This is a genomic window from Actinomycetospora chiangmaiensis DSM 45062, from assembly GCF_000379625.1.
Classification (GTDB): Bacteria; Actinomycetota; Actinomycetes; order Mycobacteriales; family Pseudonocardiaceae; genus Actinomycetospora; species Actinomycetospora chiangmaiensis.
In genome coordinates, this window is record NZ_KB903244.1 from 126,014 (window position 1) to 143,014 (window position 17,001).

Annotated in this window: 17 protein-coding genes; 9 read left to right on the plus strand and 8 right to left on the minus strand. The window is 75.7% G+C overall.

Going from position 1 to position 17,001, the window contains the following annotated elements:
- Window positions 1-28: 28 nt before the first annotated feature.
- From A3CO_RS0122395 to A3CO_RS0122415, 5 genes are all read right to left on the minus strand, one after another.
- On the minus strand, window positions 29-613 hold the full coding sequence (locus A3CO_RS0122395) for a class I SAM-dependent methyltransferase (RefSeq protein WP_018334488.1): 585 nt from the start codon (window positions 611-613) through the stop codon (window positions 29-31).
- Window positions 610-1,917, minus strand: a complete 1,308-nt coding sequence (locus A3CO_RS33840) for a M20 metallopeptidase family protein (protein ID WP_018334489.1) — start codon at window positions 1,915-1,917, stop codon at window positions 610-612. Before A3CO_RS33840 ends, A3CO_RS0122395 begins: the two co-directional genes overlap by 4 nt.
- Window positions 1,914-3,104 carry an amidohydrolase family protein gene (locus A3CO_RS0122405; RefSeq protein WP_018334490.1) on the minus strand — a complete coding sequence of 397 codons (1,191 nt, stop codon included), beginning with the start codon at window positions 3,102-3,104 and terminating at the stop codon, window positions 1,914-1,916. Before A3CO_RS0122405 ends, A3CO_RS33840 begins: the two co-directional genes overlap by 4 nt.
- 3 nt (window positions 3,105-3,107) lie before the next feature.
- The gene (locus tag A3CO_RS0122410; protein WP_026204876.1) at window positions 3,108-4,271 is read right to left on the minus strand and encodes a class I SAM-dependent RNA methyltransferase; all 1,164 of its coding nucleotides are present in this window, start codon (window positions 4,269-4,271) and stop codon (window positions 3,108-3,110) included.
- A gap of 86 nt (window positions 4,272-4,357) precedes the next feature.
- On the minus strand, window positions 4,358-6,427 hold the full coding sequence (locus A3CO_RS0122415) for an APC family permease (protein ID WP_084682139.1): 2,070 nt from the start codon (window positions 6,425-6,427) through the stop codon (window positions 4,358-4,360).
- 97 nt (window positions 6,428-6,524) lie between these two features.
- Here A3CO_RS0122415 and A3CO_RS0122420 point away from each other — a divergent pair, with 97 nt between their 5' ends.
- The 9 genes from A3CO_RS0122420 (at window position 6,525) to A3CO_RS40260 (ending at window position 14,953) form a co-directional block, all read left to right on the plus strand.
- Window positions 6,525-7,190 (plus strand): potassium channel family protein, encoded by a 666-nt coding sequence (locus A3CO_RS0122420; protein ID WP_018334493.1) that lies wholly within the window; start codon window positions 6,525-6,527, stop codon window positions 7,188-7,190.
- 4 nt (window positions 7,191-7,194) lie between these two features.
- Entirely contained in the window at window positions 7,195-7,878 is a 684-nt protein-coding gene (locus tag A3CO_RS0122425; RefSeq protein ID WP_018334494.1) for a potassium channel family protein, read from the plus strand.
- Between the two features lie 64 nt (window positions 7,879-7,942).
- Window positions 7,943-8,359 carry a protein-tyrosine phosphatase family protein gene (locus A3CO_RS0122430; protein WP_018334495.1) on the plus strand — a complete coding sequence of 139 codons (417 nt, stop codon included), beginning with the start codon at window positions 7,943-7,945 and terminating at the stop codon, window positions 8,357-8,359.
- Between the two features lie 17 nt (window positions 8,360-8,376).
- Window positions 8,377-8,724, plus strand: coding sequence for an ester cyclase (locus A3CO_RS0122435; RefSeq protein ID WP_018334496.1), 348 nt, complete (start codon window positions 8,377-8,379; stop codon window positions 8,722-8,724).
- A gap of 48 nt (window positions 8,725-8,772) precedes the next feature.
- Window positions 8,773-10,410, plus strand: a complete 1,638-nt coding sequence (locus A3CO_RS33845; protein WP_018334497.1) for an alpha/beta-hydrolase family protein — start codon at window positions 8,773-8,775, stop codon at window positions 10,408-10,410.
- A gap of 86 nt (window positions 10,411-10,496) precedes the next feature.
- On the plus strand, window positions 10,497-11,483 hold the full coding sequence (locus A3CO_RS0122445; RefSeq protein WP_018334498.1) for an iron-siderophore ABC transporter substrate-binding protein: 987 nt from the start codon (window positions 10,497-10,499) through the stop codon (window positions 11,481-11,483).
- Between the two features lie 10 nt (window positions 11,484-11,493).
- On the plus strand, window positions 11,494-12,549 hold the full coding sequence (locus tag A3CO_RS0122450; protein WP_018334499.1) for a FecCD family ABC transporter permease: 1,056 nt from the start codon (window positions 11,494-11,496) through the stop codon (window positions 12,547-12,549).
- Window positions 12,546-13,580, plus strand: a complete 1,035-nt coding sequence (locus A3CO_RS33850; RefSeq protein WP_018334500.1) for a FecCD family ABC transporter permease — start codon at window positions 12,546-12,548, stop codon at window positions 13,578-13,580. The genes A3CO_RS0122450 and A3CO_RS33850 overlap by 4 nt, the downstream gene beginning before the upstream one ends.
- Window positions 13,577-14,953 carry an MSMEG_1061 family FMN-dependent PPOX-type flavoprotein gene (locus tag A3CO_RS40260; protein ID WP_018334501.1) on the plus strand — a complete coding sequence of 459 codons (1,377 nt, stop codon included), beginning with the start codon at window positions 13,577-13,579 and terminating at the stop codon, window positions 14,951-14,953. The genes A3CO_RS33850 and A3CO_RS40260 overlap by 4 nt, the downstream gene beginning before the upstream one ends.
- Before the next feature lies 1 nt (window position 14,954).
- On the opposite strand, the gene A3CO_RS33860 is transcribed toward A3CO_RS40260, so the two are convergent.
- The 3 genes from A3CO_RS33860 to A3CO_RS33865 form a co-directional block, all read right to left on the minus strand.
- On the minus strand, window positions 14,955-15,719 hold the full coding sequence (locus tag A3CO_RS33860; RefSeq protein ID WP_018334502.1) for a DUF3159 domain-containing protein: 765 nt from the start codon (window positions 15,717-15,719) through the stop codon (window positions 14,955-14,957).
- Window positions 15,720-15,803: 84 nt separating this feature from the next.
- Window positions 15,804-16,181, minus strand: coding sequence for an OB-fold nucleic acid binding domain-containing protein (locus A3CO_RS0122470; RefSeq protein ID WP_018334503.1), 378 nt, complete (start codon window positions 16,179-16,181; stop codon window positions 15,804-15,806).
- A gap of 75 nt (window positions 16,182-16,256) precedes the next feature.
- Window positions 16,257-16,988: a DUF3710 domain-containing protein gene (locus A3CO_RS33865; RefSeq protein WP_018334504.1), complete on the minus strand. Its 732-nt coding sequence runs from the start codon at window positions 16,986-16,988 to the stop codon at window positions 16,257-16,259.
- Window positions 16,989-17,001: the final 13 nt, after the last annotated feature.

A 17,001-nucleotide genomic window follows, 5' to 3' on the forward strand; every position in this document is an offset into this window, starting at 1 on the left:
AGCGACGGGGATCCCACCCGCGGGGCGTTCAGCCGGTCCGGGGCCGCCGCGCGACGTAGACCACGGCCGGCGGCGCGTTCAGCCACACCGTGCGGCTGACGACCACCTCCTCGAACGTCGCCTCGAGGTTGCGCTGCACCTGCTTGGCCGTGGGGAAGAATCGGATCCAGGCGTGGGCGAGCTGCGTCACGGCGCCGCCGGGAGCGGCCAGCCGCGCGAGCAGCGGGAAGATCGACCGGTCCTTCGGGGNGGNNGCGAGCCACGGCAGGCCCGACACCGACAGGTCCGCCCGCACGCCCTCGGCCAGCAGTTTCTCCACGGCGGTGTGCGCGTCGGTGCACATCACCTCGACCTCGGGGTGGCGCCGCTGCAGGACCGCCGCCATGTCCTCGTCCATCTCGACGGCGATGTGGCGACCTCGACCCCGCAGCCGCTCCTGGATCTCGTCGGTGACCGACCCGGTCCCGGCGCCGAGGTCCAGCACCACGGGGTCACCGGTCTCCGGGAGCGGCGCGATGGCCTGACGGCACAGCGGCGGGAAGCTCGGGAACAGCGCGGCGACGTGTAACGGGTCACGCAGGAAGGCGGTCGAGAAGTGCCTGATCTCGGTCACGGGGCCTCTTTTGCCGGGGACACGGTGGGAGCCAGAGTCTGGCCCGCCGCCACGACGGCCGCGAGCAGGGCGCGTGCGACCTCGCCCACCATCGCGTCGTCCGGCGAGAACGCGGGATGGTGCAGGCCGGGGGCGGACCCGGGCACGGCATCGGGGTCCGCGGTGCCCACGAACAGCATCGTCGAGGGGATGCCCGCCGCCGAGTAGTGCGAGAAGTCGTCCGCGCCGCAGGAGCGGAACCCGGTGTCGAGCCGCAGCCCGGTGGGGGCCGCCTGCTCGTCGCCGCGGCGCCCGCCCAGCGTCGCCGCGACCGCCGCGGTCAGCCGCGCGTCGTTCACGACGGCGGGCTCGTTCGGCACCACCGCGACCTCACCGGTGCAGCCGTGGGCCGCCGCGGTGTGCTCCACCACCTCGCGGATGGCGGCGAGGATCGCATCCCGGTCGGCGTCGAGGGCGCGCACCGTGCCCCGGGCGGTCGCCCGCCCGGGCACGACGTTGGGTGCGCTGCCGGCCGTGATCTGCCCGATGGTCACCACGCCGGCCTCCAGCGGGTTCACCCGCCGGGCGACGATCTGCTGCAGGGCGACGACCACGGCGGCCACCGCGAGCACGGGGTCGCGGGTGCGGTGCGGGTAGCCGCCGTGCCCGGCGCGACCGGTGATCGTGATCTCGACCTCGTCGGCCGACGCGTTGACCGGGCCGGGACGGGCCGACACGATCCCCCGCGGCAGCTCGGGCTGGACGTGCACGCCCAGCATCACCCCGGCGTCGTGCGCCCGGAACGCCGCGTCGACGACGACGTCGCCCGCCCCGCTGGGGGCCGCCTCCTCGCGCGGCTGGAAGACCGCCAGCAGCGGGGCCGCGAGCCGCTCCGGGCCCGCCGCCCCGACCGCCCGCACGAGCGCCACGAGGGCGGCGGTGTGGACGTCGTGGCCGCAGACGTGCGCGGCCCCCTCGCGCTGCGAGGCGAACGGCAGGCCGGTCGCCTCGTGCACGGGCAGGGCGTCGAGCTCGCCGCGGACGGCCACGGCCGGACCGGGCCCGCCGAGCCGCAGCATCCCGCCCGTCCCGGCCACCGGCTCCAGCGTGCGGTCCAGGGCGCGGGCGACGGCGTCGCGCGAGTCCGTCTCGTCGCCCGACACCCGCGGTTCGCGGTGCAGCTCGTGGCGCAGGGCGACCGCAGCCGGCAGCTCCGCCTCGAGGGCCTCGGCCAGCGCCGGCGGGACCGGCACCGGCCGCGGGGCGCGGGCGGACCCGGCGTCGGGGACCTGCGGACCGCCCGAGACGGGGACCTCCACCGTCACGCGGGGATCCGCGGGTAGATCCGCAGGGCGTTGTCGCGCGCGATCATCGTGGCCACCCGTTCGGCGTCGGCGGGAGAGATCTCGTCGGTCGCGCACGCGTGCTCGAGCAGCCCGCCCAGGGCCGCCCGGAAGCGCAGCGCGCCGAGCAGGTGCAGCTCGGGAAGCCCGTAGGCGTCCGAGGCGTAGAGCACCTTGCCGAAGGGTGCCAGCTCCAGCACCTCGGCGATCACCTCGGGGGCCCGGGACCCCACATAGGGCACCGCGAGGCTGACGTCGACGTACACGCAGGAGAACACCTGCGCCAGCCACGCGGCCTGGCGGTGGTACGGGTAGGTGTGCAGCAGCATCAGCGGCACGCCGAGGGGGTCGACGAGGCGCGCGAGGCCCGCGAGCAGGGCCGGGTCGGCGCGGTGGAGGTCCTCGTCGGGGTCGCCGAAGCCGGTGTGCAGCTGCAGCGGCAGGCCGGTGTCCAGGCCCGCCCAGAGGCCGTGGCGCAGCAGCACCGGGTCGCGCAGCGGCTCCCGGTCACGCGCCCGGCGGGGCAGCCAGTCGGCGGCGGCCGTGGCGACGGCGGCGGGCTCCGGGCGGCGCGGGTCGACGTCGAGCCCGGCGCGGTAGGCCAGGACGGTCTTGCAGGCCACCGGCAGCGGGCGGCGCGTGGCGTCGGTGCGGCGGGCGACCTCGGCGGCGACCGCCTCGCCGAACCCGGCGGCGTCCACCCCGGCGTCCGCGACCTCCTCGGCCACCGCCTCGAGCCGCACCACCTCGCCGACCGGCAGGCCCGCGACCTCCGACAGCGCGTCGAGCCCGAGCAGGCCGCCGGCGGCGAACCCGTGGTCGACCAGCAGCACCCCGGAGCCCGCGGCCCGCAGCATCGCCCGGGACACGGTCCCGGCCCCCAGTTCGGCCCGCCGCGCGACGTAGTCCTCGGCCGGGGCGTGGGGTGGCAGCCCCAGGACCGGGGAGCACCACCGCCGCACCGAGAAGCCGAGCCGCGAGTCGAACGCCGACAGCCCGGGTGCGGGCCCGGCGCCCTCGGTGAGCAGGGCCTCGAACCCGGGCCGGTCGAGGTCGTCGGCCATCACCGAGTGGCAGTGGTGGTCGACGAGCGGGACGCCGTCGAGGAAGCTCACCGGGCCCGCCGGCACCAACCCCAGCGACACGAGGCTGCCGCCGTCGGAGCCCACGGGTCAGGTCCGGACGAGGGTCGCCACGCACTCGACGTGGTGGGTCATCGGGAACGCGTCGAACACGCGCAGGTCGGCCAGGGTGTACCCCGCCTCGCCGAGGGCCGCGACGTCCCGGGCGAGGGCGGCCGGGTCGCAGGCCACGTGGACGATCCGGCGGGCGCCGACGGCCCCGATCCGGGTGGCGAGCTCGCGGCCCAGGCCCTTGCGGGGCGGGTCGGCCACGATGACGTCGGGGGGCGTGGTGCGGGCGAGGGAGTCCAGGACCTTCTCCACGCGGCCGCGCACGACGCGGGCGGCCGGGAGGTCGGCGAGGTTCTCCCCCGCCGCGGCGGTGGCGTCGGGGTCGGACTCCACGTCGACGACGGTGCCCGCCCGCTCCGCGAGGGCGGCGGCGATGAGGCCGGCGCCGCCGTAGAGGTCCCAGACGACGTCGTCGGGCGCGAGCTCGCCGACGCCGGCGACGGCCGCCGCGACGACGGCGTCGGCCGCCCCGGGGTGGACCTGCCAGAAGGCCGGCGCGGGCAGCGTCCAGTCGCGGCCCGCGGCGTGCTCGTGGGCGGTCCCCGAGCCGATCTCGAGCTGCCGCGTCCCCTCGAAGAGCTCCGTGGCGTGCGTCTCGCCCGCGGCGTCGGCCACGATCTCGATCTCCGCCGTCGGCGTCCACGTGTGCGCGAGGACGGGGTCGAGGGCCCCGCGCACGGCGATCGGGCAGTCGCCGACCGGCAGCACCTCGTGGCTGCGGTGCACCCGCAGCCCGGGACGCCCGTCGTCGGTCACGGCCATCCGCATCCGGGTCCGCCACCCGAGCGGGCCGCCGGGGAGGGCCTCGCACACCACGTCCCGCTCGATCCCGGCGAGCCGCGAGAGCTGCTCGGCGACGACGGCGCCCTTGAGCGCGCGCTGGGTGTCGTGGTCGGCGTGCTGCCAGTCGCAGCCGCCGCAGCCGCCCGGGCCGGCCCACGGGCAGGCCGGCTCGACCCGGCCGGGCGCCGCCTCGAGCACCGTCACCGCATCGGCGCGGCAGAACGACCCGCCGTGGTCCTCGGTCACCACGGCGTGCACCCGCTCGCCCGGGAGGGCATGGCGGACGAACACGACCCGGCCCTCGTGCCGGGCCACGCAGTGCCCGCCGTGGGCGACCGCGCCCACCTCGAGATCGAGCATGCGGTCGGTCCAGTCGAGCCGGTCGGTCCCGGTGTCGCCGGCGACCTCCAGGGTCGAGCTCCGCTGCGCTCCGTCTCCCCCGGCGCTCACCGGACGTCCGCCCGCTCGGAGGACGCGGACGGGGTGGGCGGCGCCGACGTCGAGCCGGGCTTCACGCCGTTGGTGGGCGGGGCCGCGTACCCGCGGCGGGCGAGGCCGGGCGCACCCTGCGGGCGCGGCGCCGCGAGCCGGTGCGACGACTCGAGCTGCCACGGCACGCTGACGACCATCACCCCCTTCTGGAACAGCAGCCGTCCCTTGAGGCGCAACGCACTCTGGTTGTGCAGGAGCTGCTCCCACCACCGCCCGAGGACGTACTCGGGGATGAAGACCGTGACCACGTCGCGCGGGTTGTCGGTCCGGATGCGCTTGACGTACTGCAGGATCGGCCGGGTGATCTCGCGGTAGGGCGACTCGAGGACCTTGAGCGGCACCGGCAGGTTGCGCCGCTCCCAGTCCGAGGTGACCTTGCGGGTGTCGGCGTCGTCGACGTTGACCGTCACCGCCTCGAGGACGTCCGGCCGGGTCGCGCGGGCGTACGCCACGGCCCGCAGCGTCGGCTTGTGCACCGTGGAGACCAGCACGATCGCGTGGTTGCGGCTGGGCAGCACCGCGTCGATGACCTCGGGGGCCGCGATTTCCTCGGCCACGCGGTCGTAGTGGCGGCGGATCGAGAGCATGAGCAGGAAGGCGAGCCCGCCCGCGACGATCGCGATCCAGGCGCCGACGAGGAACTTGGTGATCAGCACCACCACGAGGACGACGCCGGTCATCACCGCGCCGAAGCCGGAGACGAGGCGGGAGCGCCGCAGGCCGGAGCGGGCCTCGCCGTCGGTCTCGGAGCCGAGCAGCCGGTTCCAGTGCCGCACCATCCCGAGCTGGGAGAGCGTGAACGAGACGAACACGCCGACGGTGTAGAGCGGGATGAGCGCCGTGACCTCGGCCGAGAAGCCGACGACCAGCACCACCGCGAAGAACGCGAGGAAGAGGATCCCGTTGGAGAAGGCCAGCCGGTCGCCGCGGGTGTGGAGCTGTCGGGGCAGGTAGCGGTCCTGCGCCAGGATCGAGCCGAGCACCGGGAAGCCGTTGAACGCGGTGTTCGCGGCCAGCACGAGGATCAGCGCGGTGAAGATCGTCACGGCCCAGAAGCCGGGCGGGAACCCGGAGAAGATGGTCTCCGCGAGCTGCGCGATCAGCGTCTCCTGCTTGTACCCGGGCGGGGCGCCGACGAGCTGCGTCGCCGGGTCCTCGGCCATGTGCACGCCGGTGGCGCGGGCCAGCGCGAGCATGCCACCGAAGAGCACCACCGCGATCAGGCCGAGCATCGCGAGCGTGGTTGCGGCGTTGCGCGACTTCGGCTTGCGGAAGGCGGGGACGCCGTTGGAGATGGCCTCCACGCCGGTCAGCGCCGCGCAGCCCTGGGTGAACGAGCGCAGCACGATGAACATGAGGGCGAGCGAGGACAGCTGGTGGTCGGCCTCGGCCCGGACGTCGAAGGCCGCGCTGGGCGCCACCATGTCCTGGCCGAGCAGGAGCCGCACCACCCCGACGACCACCATGCCGGCGAGGCAGACGATGAAGCAGTAGACGGGGACCGCGAACGCCGCGCCCGACTCCCGCACGCCCCGCAGGTTGATCGCGGTCAGCACGGCGATCGCGAGCACGCTGAAGAGCACCTTGTGGTCGCCGACGAACGGGATCAGCGCCCCGAGGTTGTCCGCGGCCGAGGAGACCGAGACGGCGACCGTCAGCGTGTAGTCGACCAGCAGCGCCGAGGCGACGGTCAGGCCGGCGTGGCGGCCCAGGTTCGTCGTCGCGATCTCGTAGTCCCCGCCGCCCGAGGGGTAGGCGTGGACGTTCTGCCGGTAGCTGACCACCACGGTGGCGAGCACCACCACCACCGCGAAGCCGATCCAGGGGGAGAAGACGTAGGCCCCGAGTCCGGCCAGCGAGAGGGTGATGAACACCTCCTGCGGCGCGTAGGCGACGGAGGACAGGGCGTCGGAGGCGAACACCGGCAGCGCGATGCGTTTGCGCAGCAGCGTGTCCGAGAGCTCGTCGCTGCGGAACGGCAGTCCGAGCACGAGGCGTTTCGCCGCGGTAGCGAGCCTGGGCACCCACAGAGCGTAGGCCGAGCGGGTGGTGGCGTGGGAGCGGTGGGTGCACGGGATACCGTGCGCGCGTCATGTGGTGGGGAGCGGGACCGGAGGGCGTGTGCACATCGTCGTCATGGGCTGCGGCCGCGTGGGGTCCGCGCTGGCCCTGTCGCTGGAGCGGCTCGGCCACGAGGTGGCCGTCGTCGACCGGGATCCGCAGGCGTTCCGCCGCCTGGGCAGCGACTTCCACGGCCAGGAGATCGTCGGCGTGGGCTTCGACCGCGAGGTGCTGACCGCGGCCGGGATCCACCGGGCGCAGGCGTTCGCCGCCGTGTCCTCCGGCGACAACTCCAACATCATCTCCGCGCGTGTCGCCCGCGAGACCTTCGGTGTGGAGACCGTCGTCGCGCGCATCTACGACGCCAAGCGCGCGGCGGTCTACGAGCGGCTCGGCATCCCGACGGTCGCGACGGTCCCCTGGACCACCGACCGCTTCCTGCGGATGCTGCTGCCCGACGGCGTGGCCACGGCGTGGCGGGACCCCTCCGGCACGGTCGCGATCATGCAGCTGCCGTTCCACGAGGACTGGTCGGGCCACCCCGTCACCGACCTCGAGGAGGCCACCGGCTGCCGGATCGCCTTCATCGTGCGGTTCGGCACCGGCGTGCTCACCAGGCCGAACACGATCATCCAGGCCGACGACGTCGTGTACGCGGCCGCCGTGAGCGGCACCGTCGCCGCGGTCACCGGTGCGGCCCTGACGGCGCCGACGGAGCGGGGGTAGACCGATGCGCGTCACGATCGCCGGGGCCGGCGCGGTGGGCAAGTCCATCGCCGCCGAGCTGATCGAGAACGGCCACGAGGTCATGCTCGTCGAGCGCGACCTCGCCGAGGTGGCACCCGAGGCGGTGCCGCAGGCCGAGTGGGTGCACGCCGACGCCTGCGAGGTCGCCTCGCTGGAGGACGCGTCGGTGCAGAACTGCGACGTCGTCATCGCCGCGACCGGCGACGACAAGGTCAACCTCGTGGTCTCGCTGCTCGCCAAGACCGAGTTCGCGGTGCGACGCGTGGTGGCGCGGGTGAACAACCCGCGCAACGAGTGGCTGTTCACCGAGTCCTGGGGTGTCGACGTGGCCGTGTCGACCCCGCGCATGCTCGCGGCGATGGTCGAGGAGGCGGTCTCGGTCGGCGACCTCGTCCGCCTGCTCACCCTGCGCCAGGGCAAGGCGAACCTGGTCGAGGTCACGCTGCCCGAGGACACCGCGCTGGCCGGGCGCCCGGTCCGCGACGTGCCGCTCCCGGCCGACGCCGCGCTCGTGGCGATCCTGCGCGGCGGCCGCGTGATCGTGCCGCAGTCCGACGACCCGCTCGAGGCAGGCGACGAGATGCTCTTCGTGGCCGGCGAAGGGGTCGAGGACGAGATCCACTCCGTGCTCACCTCGGGCGACCCCGGTGGGCGCGAGCTGATCTGAGGCCCCCGGCCGTGGCAGCGGAGCGTCGTCGCTGTCGTCCGGTGGCAGGAAGGCCACATCGTCGATGGTCACGTTGCCGGGCGGCCGGGAGGTCCGGGCCCGCTCCCTGCGGGTCCCGCCCGCCGAACCGCCGGCCTTCGGTCTCTACCTCGGGTCGGAGCGCGCGGCCCGTCGTCGTGACCCAGGGATGACCTGGCCCCGCCGCTGGCTCGTGTGGCCCGACCTCCGGACCCCGCGCCATCCCGACGAGGCCCGCGCCGCCATCGAGGCGCTGTACACGCGGGCGGCGACGGAGGACGTCGAGGTCGCGTGCGGCGGCGGGATCGGGCGGACGGGCACCGTGCTCGCGTGCCTGGCGACGCTCGACGGCCTGGCGCCCGACGAGGCCGTGGCCTGGGCCCGGGCGCACCACCACCGCCGCGCGGTGGAGACGCCCGGCCAACGTCGTTGGGTGCGGTGGTTCGCGGAGTCACCCCGGTGACTGGCAGGGTGCGCGCCATGGACCCGCGGGCGCTCTACCGGCGCTGGATCGACGAGCTGTGGAACGGCTCGGTCGAGGTGGCCGGGGAGATCGTCGCGGCCGACTTCGTGGGGCACTGGCCCGACCGCGACGTCCACGGCCCCGCCGAACTCGCCGCGATCATCGACGAGACGCACGGGCTGCTCGACGTGCTGACCTTCGTGGTCGAGGTCGGCCCGCTCGTCGACGGCGACCTCGTCGCGGGCCGCTGGCGCGGTCGCGGCGCGCAGGAGGGCAACCCGGTGACGTTCGTCGGCAACGACCTGCTCCGCGTCGCCGACGGCCGCTTCGTCGAGTACTGGGTCGCGTCCCTGCCGCTGCCGTGACCGTCCGTCGCCCGCGCGGTTGATCGCCCGCCGGGCCAGACTGCGGGCGTGTCGCCGCGTCCGCCCCGTCGCACCTGGTCGCTGCACCCGCTCGGCCTGACGTGCGGCGTCGCGCTCGCGGCACTCTCGTGCGCGCCGACGCTCGTCCCGCGGACCGGCTTCTCCCAGGGCCTCGTCGCGGGCGTGATGCTCGCGGCCGGCCATCTGCTCGGCGTGGTGCTCGCCCGGGTGGGGCGCCCGCTCGTGCGCCGCCGTCCGTCGGACACCACCCGGGCGCTGGGGTGGGTGCTGCTGGCGATGCTGCTCGGTCCCGTCGTCGTCCTCGCGCTGCACTCCGGCTACCGCGGGCAGGTCGAGCAGGCCGCCCTGCTCGGCGTCCGGGCGCCGACGGCCGCGGACTGGCTGCTCGCCGTGCCGGTGGCAGTGGCGGTGCTCGCGGTGCTGGTCGCGATCGTGCGCGGTGTGCGGGCCCTGCCCCGGTGGCCGCGGCGGGGGGTGCTGGGGCTCGTGACGGTGATCGTGGTCCTGGCCCTGGTCTCCGTCGCCGGCATCCCCGGGGTCAACCCGGCCCGGACGGTGCTCGACCGCGCCTTCGCCGGCCAGAACGACGGCGTCTTCGGCGGGGCCACGCCGCCCACCTCGCCGCTGCGCTCCGGGTCGCCTGCCTCCCTGCTGAGCTGGGACTCCCTCGGACGGGGCGGGCGCACCTTCGTCTCCTCCGGGCCGTCCCCGGCCGCACTCGCGGCGGCGTCGGGCCGACCCGCCGTCGAGCCGATCCGGGTGTACGTCGGGCTCGGGAGCTCGGCCGACGCCGGCGAGCGGGCGCGGCTCGCCGTCGCCGAGCTGCGCCGCACGGGCGCCTTCGACCGCCCGGTCGTCGCGGTCCTGACGACGACGGGCACGGGGTTCGTCGACGCCGAGGCCGTCGACGCGCTGGAGCTGGCGTGGGGCGGGGACACGGCCGTCGTCGCCAGTCAGTACTCCCTGATGCCGAGCGCACTGTCGCTGCTGCTCGACGGCGACCGCGTCGCCGCGGCCGGCACCACGATGTACGACGCCGTCCGGGCGGCGGTCGACGCGCTCCCGGCCGGGCAGCCCCGCCCGCGGGTGGTGGTGTTCGGCGAGTCGCTCGGCGCGCTCGGGTCGCAGGCCGCGTTCGGGTCGGTCGACCAGGTCCGCGACGGGGCGCTGTGGAACGGTCCGCCGAACTCCTCGACGCTGTGGCGCTCCCTCGTCGCGGGCCGGGACCCCGGCACCCGGGAGGTCCGACCCGTCGTCGGGAACGGGCGGCAGGTGCGGTTCGGCGGGGGCAGCGCCACGCCGGGCCTGGTGACGACCCCGCCCGCGCCCTGGCCCGCCCCGCGGACCGTGTACCTGCAGCACCCGAGCGATCCGGTGGTGTGGTGGACGCCGTGCCTGCTCTGGGAGCGGCCGGACTGGCTCGCCGAGCCGCGGGGCGACGACGTCCTGCCGACGGTGCGGTGGGTGCCGCTCGTGACGTTCTGGCAGGTCACGATGGACATGATCCGCGCGCAGGAGGTCCCGTTCGGGCACGGCCACAACTACGGCCCGGAGTCCCTGGACGCCTGGATGGACGTCGTGCCGCCCCCGGGCTGGACGCCCGCCGACACCGCCCGCGCCCACGCCGTCCAGGAGGCGGGCGGGTTGCCGACGCCGGGGGCCTGAGGGACCCGCGTCACCCGGGTCGCGTCCGATCGAGTCGGAGGAGTTAGGTTAGGCGAGCCTCACTCGTTCTGTCCGAAAGGTCCTCGGTGCGTAGATCGCTCGTCGCCGTCGTCGCCGTGCTCGTCGCCCTCCTGGCGGGATGCTCCTCCGGCGCCTCGGACCAGGCCGCGCCTGCACCGGCCGGTGACGGCACCTTCCCCGTCACCGTCCCGACGGCCTTCGGGGACGTGACCGTGCCGCAGGCGCCGCAGCGGGTGGTCGCCCTCGGGTGGAGCGACGCCGAGACCGCGCTCGCGCTCGGCGTGCAGCCGGTCGGTGCCTCGGACTGGCTCGCCGTGGGCGGCGACGGCCTCGGCCCGTGGGTGACGCAGCGCTACACCACCCCGCCGCAGAAGCTCGGGACGCTCGAGGTCGACCTGGAGCAGGTCGCCGCCCTGCAGCCCGACCTGATCCTCGACACCCGCGCCTCGGGCACGCGGGAGCGCCACGACCAGCTGGCGCAGCTCGGCGTCCCGGTCGTGGGCATCCCGGCGGGCGGGGAGAACTACCTGACGCCGTGGCGCGACCAGCTCCGGATGGTCGGCGCGGCGCTCGGGAAGTCCCACGAGGCGGCCCGGCTGCAGTCCGAGCTGGAGAACCGGTTCGCGCGGGCCCGCCAGCAGAACCCCGCCCTGAACGGCGCGACGGTCGTCTCCGGCGCCAAGAACACCCTCGGCGAGTACGCGGCGTACGTCGGGCGCACCGGCCGGGTCGAGTTCCTCCGCGAGCTGGGGCTCGTGAACTCCCCCGCCGTCGAGGACATCCCCACCCAGGGCTTCTCCGTGCCGGTGAGCCGCGAGCAGATGAACCTCCTCGACGCCCGCGTGACGATCATGCAGGCCATCAGCGGCAACGCCGCGGACATCACCGGCGACCCGCTCTGGAACGCAGTGCCCTCGGTCGCCGCGGGGCGCGGGATCGTGCTCGACGACGAGGCGCTGTCCAACGCGTTCTCGAGCTCCTCGGTGCCGGGCCAGCTCTACGCCCTCGACCGCATCGTCGGGCCGGTCGGCGCGGCGGTCGCGAAGCAGTGAGCACCCGGCCGTGACCAGCAGCGCCGTCGCTCCCGCCGTCCCCGCACCGCCCCGTACCCGGCGCGGTGCGGGGACGGCGACGACGCTGCTCCTGGCGGCCCTCCTGGTCGCGGCGGTCGTCGCGAGCCTCGCGAGTGGGCCCCGGGCGCTGCCCCCGTCGGTCGTGCTCGACGCCCTGACCGCGTTCGACCCGACGAACTCCGACCACCTGGTCATCACCGAGGTCCGCCTCCCCCGGACCGTGATCGGGCTGCTGGCCGGCCTCGCCCTCGGCCCGGCCGGGGTCCTCGCGCAGGGACTGACCCGCAACCCGATCGCCGAGCCGGGCATCCTCGGCCTCAACACGGGCGCGGCTCTCGCCGTCGTGCTCGCGATCGCGGTGCTGGGCGCCCGGTCGCTGACCGCCTACGTCTGGTTCGGCTTCGTCGGAGCCGGGGTCGCGGCGCTGATCGTGGCCGGGGTGGCCGGGGTGGCCGGGGTCGGGGGCCGGCCGGCGACGTCCCCCGCCACCCTCGCGCTCGCCGGGGCCGCTCTGACCGCCGGGCTCGGCTCCGTGACCACCGCGATCCTGCTCACCGACCCGAACGCCTTCGACGACTACCGCTTCTGGCAGGTCGGCTCGCTCGCCGGCCGCGACCTCGTGATCGCCGCTCAGGCCGCGCCCTTCGTGGGAGCGGGCCTCGCTCTGGCCCTGCTCTGCGGGCACGCCCTCAACGCCCTGGCGCTCGGTGACGACGTCGCCCGCTCCTTCGGCCGTCACGTGGGGCGCGACCGCGCGGTCTGCGGCGTCGCGCTCGTGGTGCTCGCCGGCGCCGCCACCGCCGTCGCGGGCCCGATCGCCTTCGTCGGGCTCGTCGTCCCGCACCTCGTCCGGGCGCTCGCCGGCCCCGACCACCGCAGGCTCCTCCCCCTCGCCGCCCTCGCCGCGCCCACGCTGCTCCTCGTCGCCGACGTCGTCGGCCGCGTCGTGGCCGCGCCCCGGGAGGTCCAGGTCGGGATCGTGACCGCCGTGCTCGGCGCGCCGGTCTTCGTGTGGTTCGTGCGCCGGAAGCGGTTCGTGCGATGACGGCGGCTCTCCTGGCCGCCCGTGCCCGTTCCCGACGACGGGTCGGGCTGGCCGGGGCGGCCCTCACGGCCGCGGTGGTGCTCGCGTTCCTCGCGACGGTGTCCCTCGGCGACTACCCCATCCCGCCGGGCGACCTCCTGACCTCCCTGGTCGGCGCCGGACCGGCCCGGGTGGAGTTCGTCGTCACCCGGCTGCATCTCCCCCGCGCGCTCGCGGGTGTCGCCGTCGGCGCCGCGCTCGGGCTCGCCGGTGCGGTGTTCCAGCGGCTGCTCCGCAATCCCCTGGCCAGCCCGGACGTCATCGGCGTCGGGGCCGGGGCGAGCGCCGCGGCGGTCACGGCGTTCACCGTGTTCGGGCTCTCGGGATTTGGGGTCTCCGCGGCGGCCGTGGTGGGCGCGGCCGGCGCCGCGGCGCTCATCGTCGTCCTCGCCCGGCGCGGCGCCACCGGGGGCGGCCTGCACGGCGTGCGCTTCGTGCTCATCGGCGTCGGCATCGGGTCCGCGCTGCTCGCGGTGGTGTCGTGGCTGATGACGACCGCCTCCCTCACCACCGCCCAGCAGACCCTGCTCTGGCTCACCGGCAGCCTGAACGGCGTCACGTGGGCCGGGACCACCCCGCTGCTCGTGGCCGTCGCGGTCCTCGTCCCGCTCGCGCTCGTGGCGGCCCGGGCCCTGCCCCGGCTCGAGCTCGGCGACGAGGCCGCGGCCGCGCTCGGCCTGCCCGTGGAGCGCGCCCGCCTCGCGCTGCTCGCGGTCGGGGTCCTCCTGGTCGCCGCCGCGGTCGCCGTGGCCGGCCCGGTCTCCTTCGTCGCCCTGGTGTCCGGTCCGGTCGCCGCCCGCCTCGCCGGCCCGGGCCGCGCCTCGCTGCCGCACGCCGCCCTGGTCGGCGCCGTGCTGGTCCTGGTCGCCGACCTCGTCGCCCGGCACCTGCTGGGCGACGTCCCGCTGCCGGTCGGGGTCGTCACGGGCGTCGTCGGCGCCCCCTACCTGCTGTGGCTGCTCGCCCGGGCCCGCACGAGAGGAGTGTCATGAGCCTGAGCGCCGAGCGCCTGACCCTGCGCTACGACGACCGCGTCGTGGTCGACGGGCTGTCGGTGCGCCTCCCCGCCGGCCGGATCACCGCGATCGTGGGCCCCAACGCCTGCGGCAAGTCGACCCTGCTGCGCGGCCTCGGCCGGTTGATCGCGCCCTCCGCCGGCCGCGTGCTGCTCGAGGAGACCGACGTGCGGGAGCTCCCCGCCCGCGAGCTCGCCCGGCGCCTCGGGATCCTGCCGCAGTCCCCGGTCGCCCCGGAGGGCATCACGGTCGCCGACCTCGTCGAGCGGGGCCGGTCCCCGCACCAGGGCTGGTTCGGCGGCCGCACCGCCGCCGACGACCCGGCGGTCGCCCGCGCCATGACGGCGACGGGGGTCGCAGAGCTCGCCGGACGCCCGGTCGACGAGCTCTCCGGCGGTCAGCGCCAGCGGGTGTGGATCGCGATGGTGCTCGCGCAGGACACCCCGACGCTGCTCCTCGACGAACCCACGACCTACCTCGACATGGCACACGCCGTCGAGGTGCTCGACCTGCTCGTCGACCGCAACCTCGGCGAGGGCACGACGGTGGCCGTGGTGCTGCACGACCTCGACCTCGCCGCCCGCTACGCCGACCACCTCGTCGCGATGCGCGACGGGGCGGTCGTCGCCGAGGGCACCCCGACGGAGGTCGTCACCGAGGCTGTCGTCGAACGGGTCTTCGGCATCCCCGCGCGCGTGGTCCCCGACCCCGTGTCGGGCACCCCGCTCGTCGTCCCCGTCGGGCGGCACCGGGTCACGCCCGCGGTCCGTGCTCCCGACCCCCTTCCCGACGACGGCCGTGCCTTCGCCTCGGAGGCCGACCTGCGGGAGGTGGTGGACGAGCCGCACCCGCTCGCCGTCGCGAAGGTCGGCGACCGCGTCGACCCGACGGCAGCGGAGTTCGTGGCCGCCGCCCCCCTCGTCGTGCTGGCCTCGGGCCGGGCGGACGGCGGGCTCGACGTCTCGCCCCGCGGCGACCGCGCGGGCTTCGTCCGCGTGCTCGACGACGGGCGGCGCCTGGCCCTGCCCGAGCGGCCGGGCAACCGACGGATCGACACCCTGCGCAACGTGCTCGAGCGGCCGGGTACGGGGCTGCTGTTCCTCGTGCCCGGGGTGACGCACGTGCTGCGCGTGTCGGGCCGTGCCCGCGTCGTCGACGACCCGGCCGTCCTCGGGCTGTGGGAGGACCCGCCGCCGCTGGCGCTCGTCGTCGAGGTGGAGGACTGCTTCGTGCACTGCTCGCGCGCCCTGACCCGCGCGGCGGTGTGGGCGGACGGCGCGCCGGCGACCGACGTGCCGGGCATCAGGGCCCTCGCCGAGGCCGCCATGGCGGCCCGGGTCGAGACCTGAGTCAGACCGCGGTGGCTCCCGCCGCCTCGGCCTGCTCGGCCTTCGCCGCGTCGGTCGCCCGCCGGATCGCCCAGACGGTCACGGCGGCGGCGAGCAGCGCCAGCGGCACCCCCATCGCCAGGCGCACCCAGCCCAGCCAGGTCTCGGCGTAGGCCGAGTCGTACAACCAGCGCTGCACCACGAACCGCGCGCCGAACACGACGACCCAGGCCAGGGTCGCGAGGTCGTAGGCCCGCAGCAGCGCCGGGGAGCGGCGCCAGCCCTGGCCGTCGCCGTTGACGAGGTGCCACAGCACGCCGACCAGCGGGCGGCGGACGAGCACCGACAGCAGGAACACCCCGCCGTAGATCAGGCTCGTCCAGATCCCGAGGAGGAAGAAGCCCTTGGCCTCCCCGGTGCGCCAGGCGATGAACGCGCACACGGCGACGCCGAAGAGCCCGGACAGTGCCGGCTGCACCTTCTCGCCCCGGACGAGGCGCCAGACGGCGACCGCCAGCGCCGAGACCACCGCCGCGACGAGGGAGGCCACCAGGTTCTTGAACACCGCCTGGACGAGGACGAAGACCACCACCGGCACCGCCGAGGTGATCACCCCGGCGACCCCGCCCATCTGCTCGAGCAGCGTGGGCGCGCGCTCCCCACCCTCCTCGGCGGCCGTCTCCGGGGCCTCCGGGACCTCGGGGGCCGCCGCAGGCTCCGGGCCCGGCGCTCCCGGGCCCGCGACGGGGGCGGTCGGGGCGTCCGGCCGCACCGGGGCGAAGGACACGGTGGGGGGTTCGGCGGGTCCGGAACGGGGGGCCGGACGTCCGGCCGGCCCGGCGCGGTGCTGGGGGGTGATGAGGCGCTCCTGTCAGGGGGCTCGCTGCAGCTCGTAGTACGGGTTGTAGATGACCTTGCGGCCGTCGCGGACCGCCACCCGTCCGCTCGCGCGCACCGTGCGACCCGGCTCGATCCCGGGGATGCGACGACGGCCCATCCACACCAGGGTGACACCGTCGGTCCCGTCGAAGAGCTCGGCCTCCAACGTGGCGACCGAGTCCCGCGGGCAGATCTCCACGGACCGCAGGCGGCCCTTCACGGTGATCGCCTCGCCCGTGCCGGCGCACTCGCTGGCCTTCTGGCACCCGGAGCGCTCGACCTCGGCGGACAGATCCTCCGCGTCCAGCTCCGACACGTCGGACGTGAGCTTCTTGACCATCCGCGACATGAACCCGGGGCTCTTGCCCATCCCGCTGCTCCTCGCTGCAGGCGCCCGCGGGCGCCACCCGGGCCCCACCTTGGACCCTTCGACAGGATAACTCGATCAGGAACGCCCCGGGGACGTCCCCGAGTCCGCCTTCTGCGGCAGCATCATCGGGATCACGGGCCCGTCCTGACCCGCGATCTGACGCGGCCGCGTGGGCAGCGTCTGGTACAGCGTGTCGCGGAAGGGCTCCGGCACGTCGTCGGGCACCTCGAGCGGCAGCAGCGACCGCACCGGCAGCGGGTCGGGCGACCGGACGACGACGGTGCCGCGGACCATCTCGCGCAGCATCCCGTGCAGCGTCAGGGCGTGCTGGGCCGGCCCCGTGCCGACCCCGCGCAGCAGCCACCGCGGCCCCTCGACCGCGACGACGCGCGCGACGACGTCGCCGTTGCGGGCGACGAGCTCGCGGCCCCACTCCCCGCGGTCCCGCCGGATGGTGGCGCCCTCGTTGTGCAGCTGGGCGGCGAGCTCCTCGACGAGCTCGGTCCAGAGCCCACCGGTGCGGGGCGCGGCGAACGCGCTCACCGTGAGCCGACCCTCGGGCACCATCACGTGGACGGCGCGCAGGGGTCCCGACGGGTCGGGCTCGGCGATCAACGTGGCGTTCGGGGGCACGGGGAGCTGGACCGACCCGAGGTCGAGGCGCAGCCGCCCGTCCCGCGGGGCGTTCTCGCCGTCCCAGGGACCGTGGTGCTGGTGGTGCCGTCGGCCCGCGGGGTCGCCGGGCCCGGGCACCTGGGCGATGCGGCCCTTGCGGTGCCGCCCGCGTGCCGGCTCGGTCGCGACCACTGCCCTCAGAGCT

What these genes read in the sequence shown, in the direction of transcription:
- A3CO_RS0122470 (WP_018334503.1), bottom strand. Translation starts at nt 16,181, where the DNA reads ATGGGCAAGAGCCCCGGGTTCATGTCGCGGATGGTCAAGAAGCTCACG.
- A3CO_RS0122425 (WP_018334494.1), top strand. Translation starts at nt 7,195, where the DNA reads ATGCGCGTCACGATCGCCGGGGCCGGCGCGGTGGGCAAGTCCATCGCC.
- A3CO_RS33850 (WP_018334500.1), top strand. Translation starts at nt 12,546, where the DNA reads ATGACGGCGGCTCTCCTGGCCGCCCGTGCCCGTTCCCGACGACGGGTC.
- A3CO_RS0122435 (WP_018334496.1), top strand. Translation starts at nt 8,377, where the DNA reads ATGGACCCGCGGGCGCTCTACCGGCGCTGGATCGACGAGCTGTGGAAC.
- A3CO_RS40260 (WP_018334501.1), top strand. Translation starts at nt 13,577, where the DNA reads ATGAGCCTGAGCGCCGAGCGCCTGACCCTGCGCTACGACGACCGCGTC.
- A3CO_RS0122430 (WP_018334495.1), top strand. Translation starts at nt 7,943, where the DNA reads ATGGTCACGTTGCCGGGCGGCCGGGAGGTCCGGGCCCGCTCCCTGCGG.
- A3CO_RS0122410 (WP_026204876.1), bottom strand. Translation starts at nt 4,271, where the DNA reads ATGCTCGATCTCGAGGTGGGCGCGGTCGCCCACGGCGGGCACTGCGTG.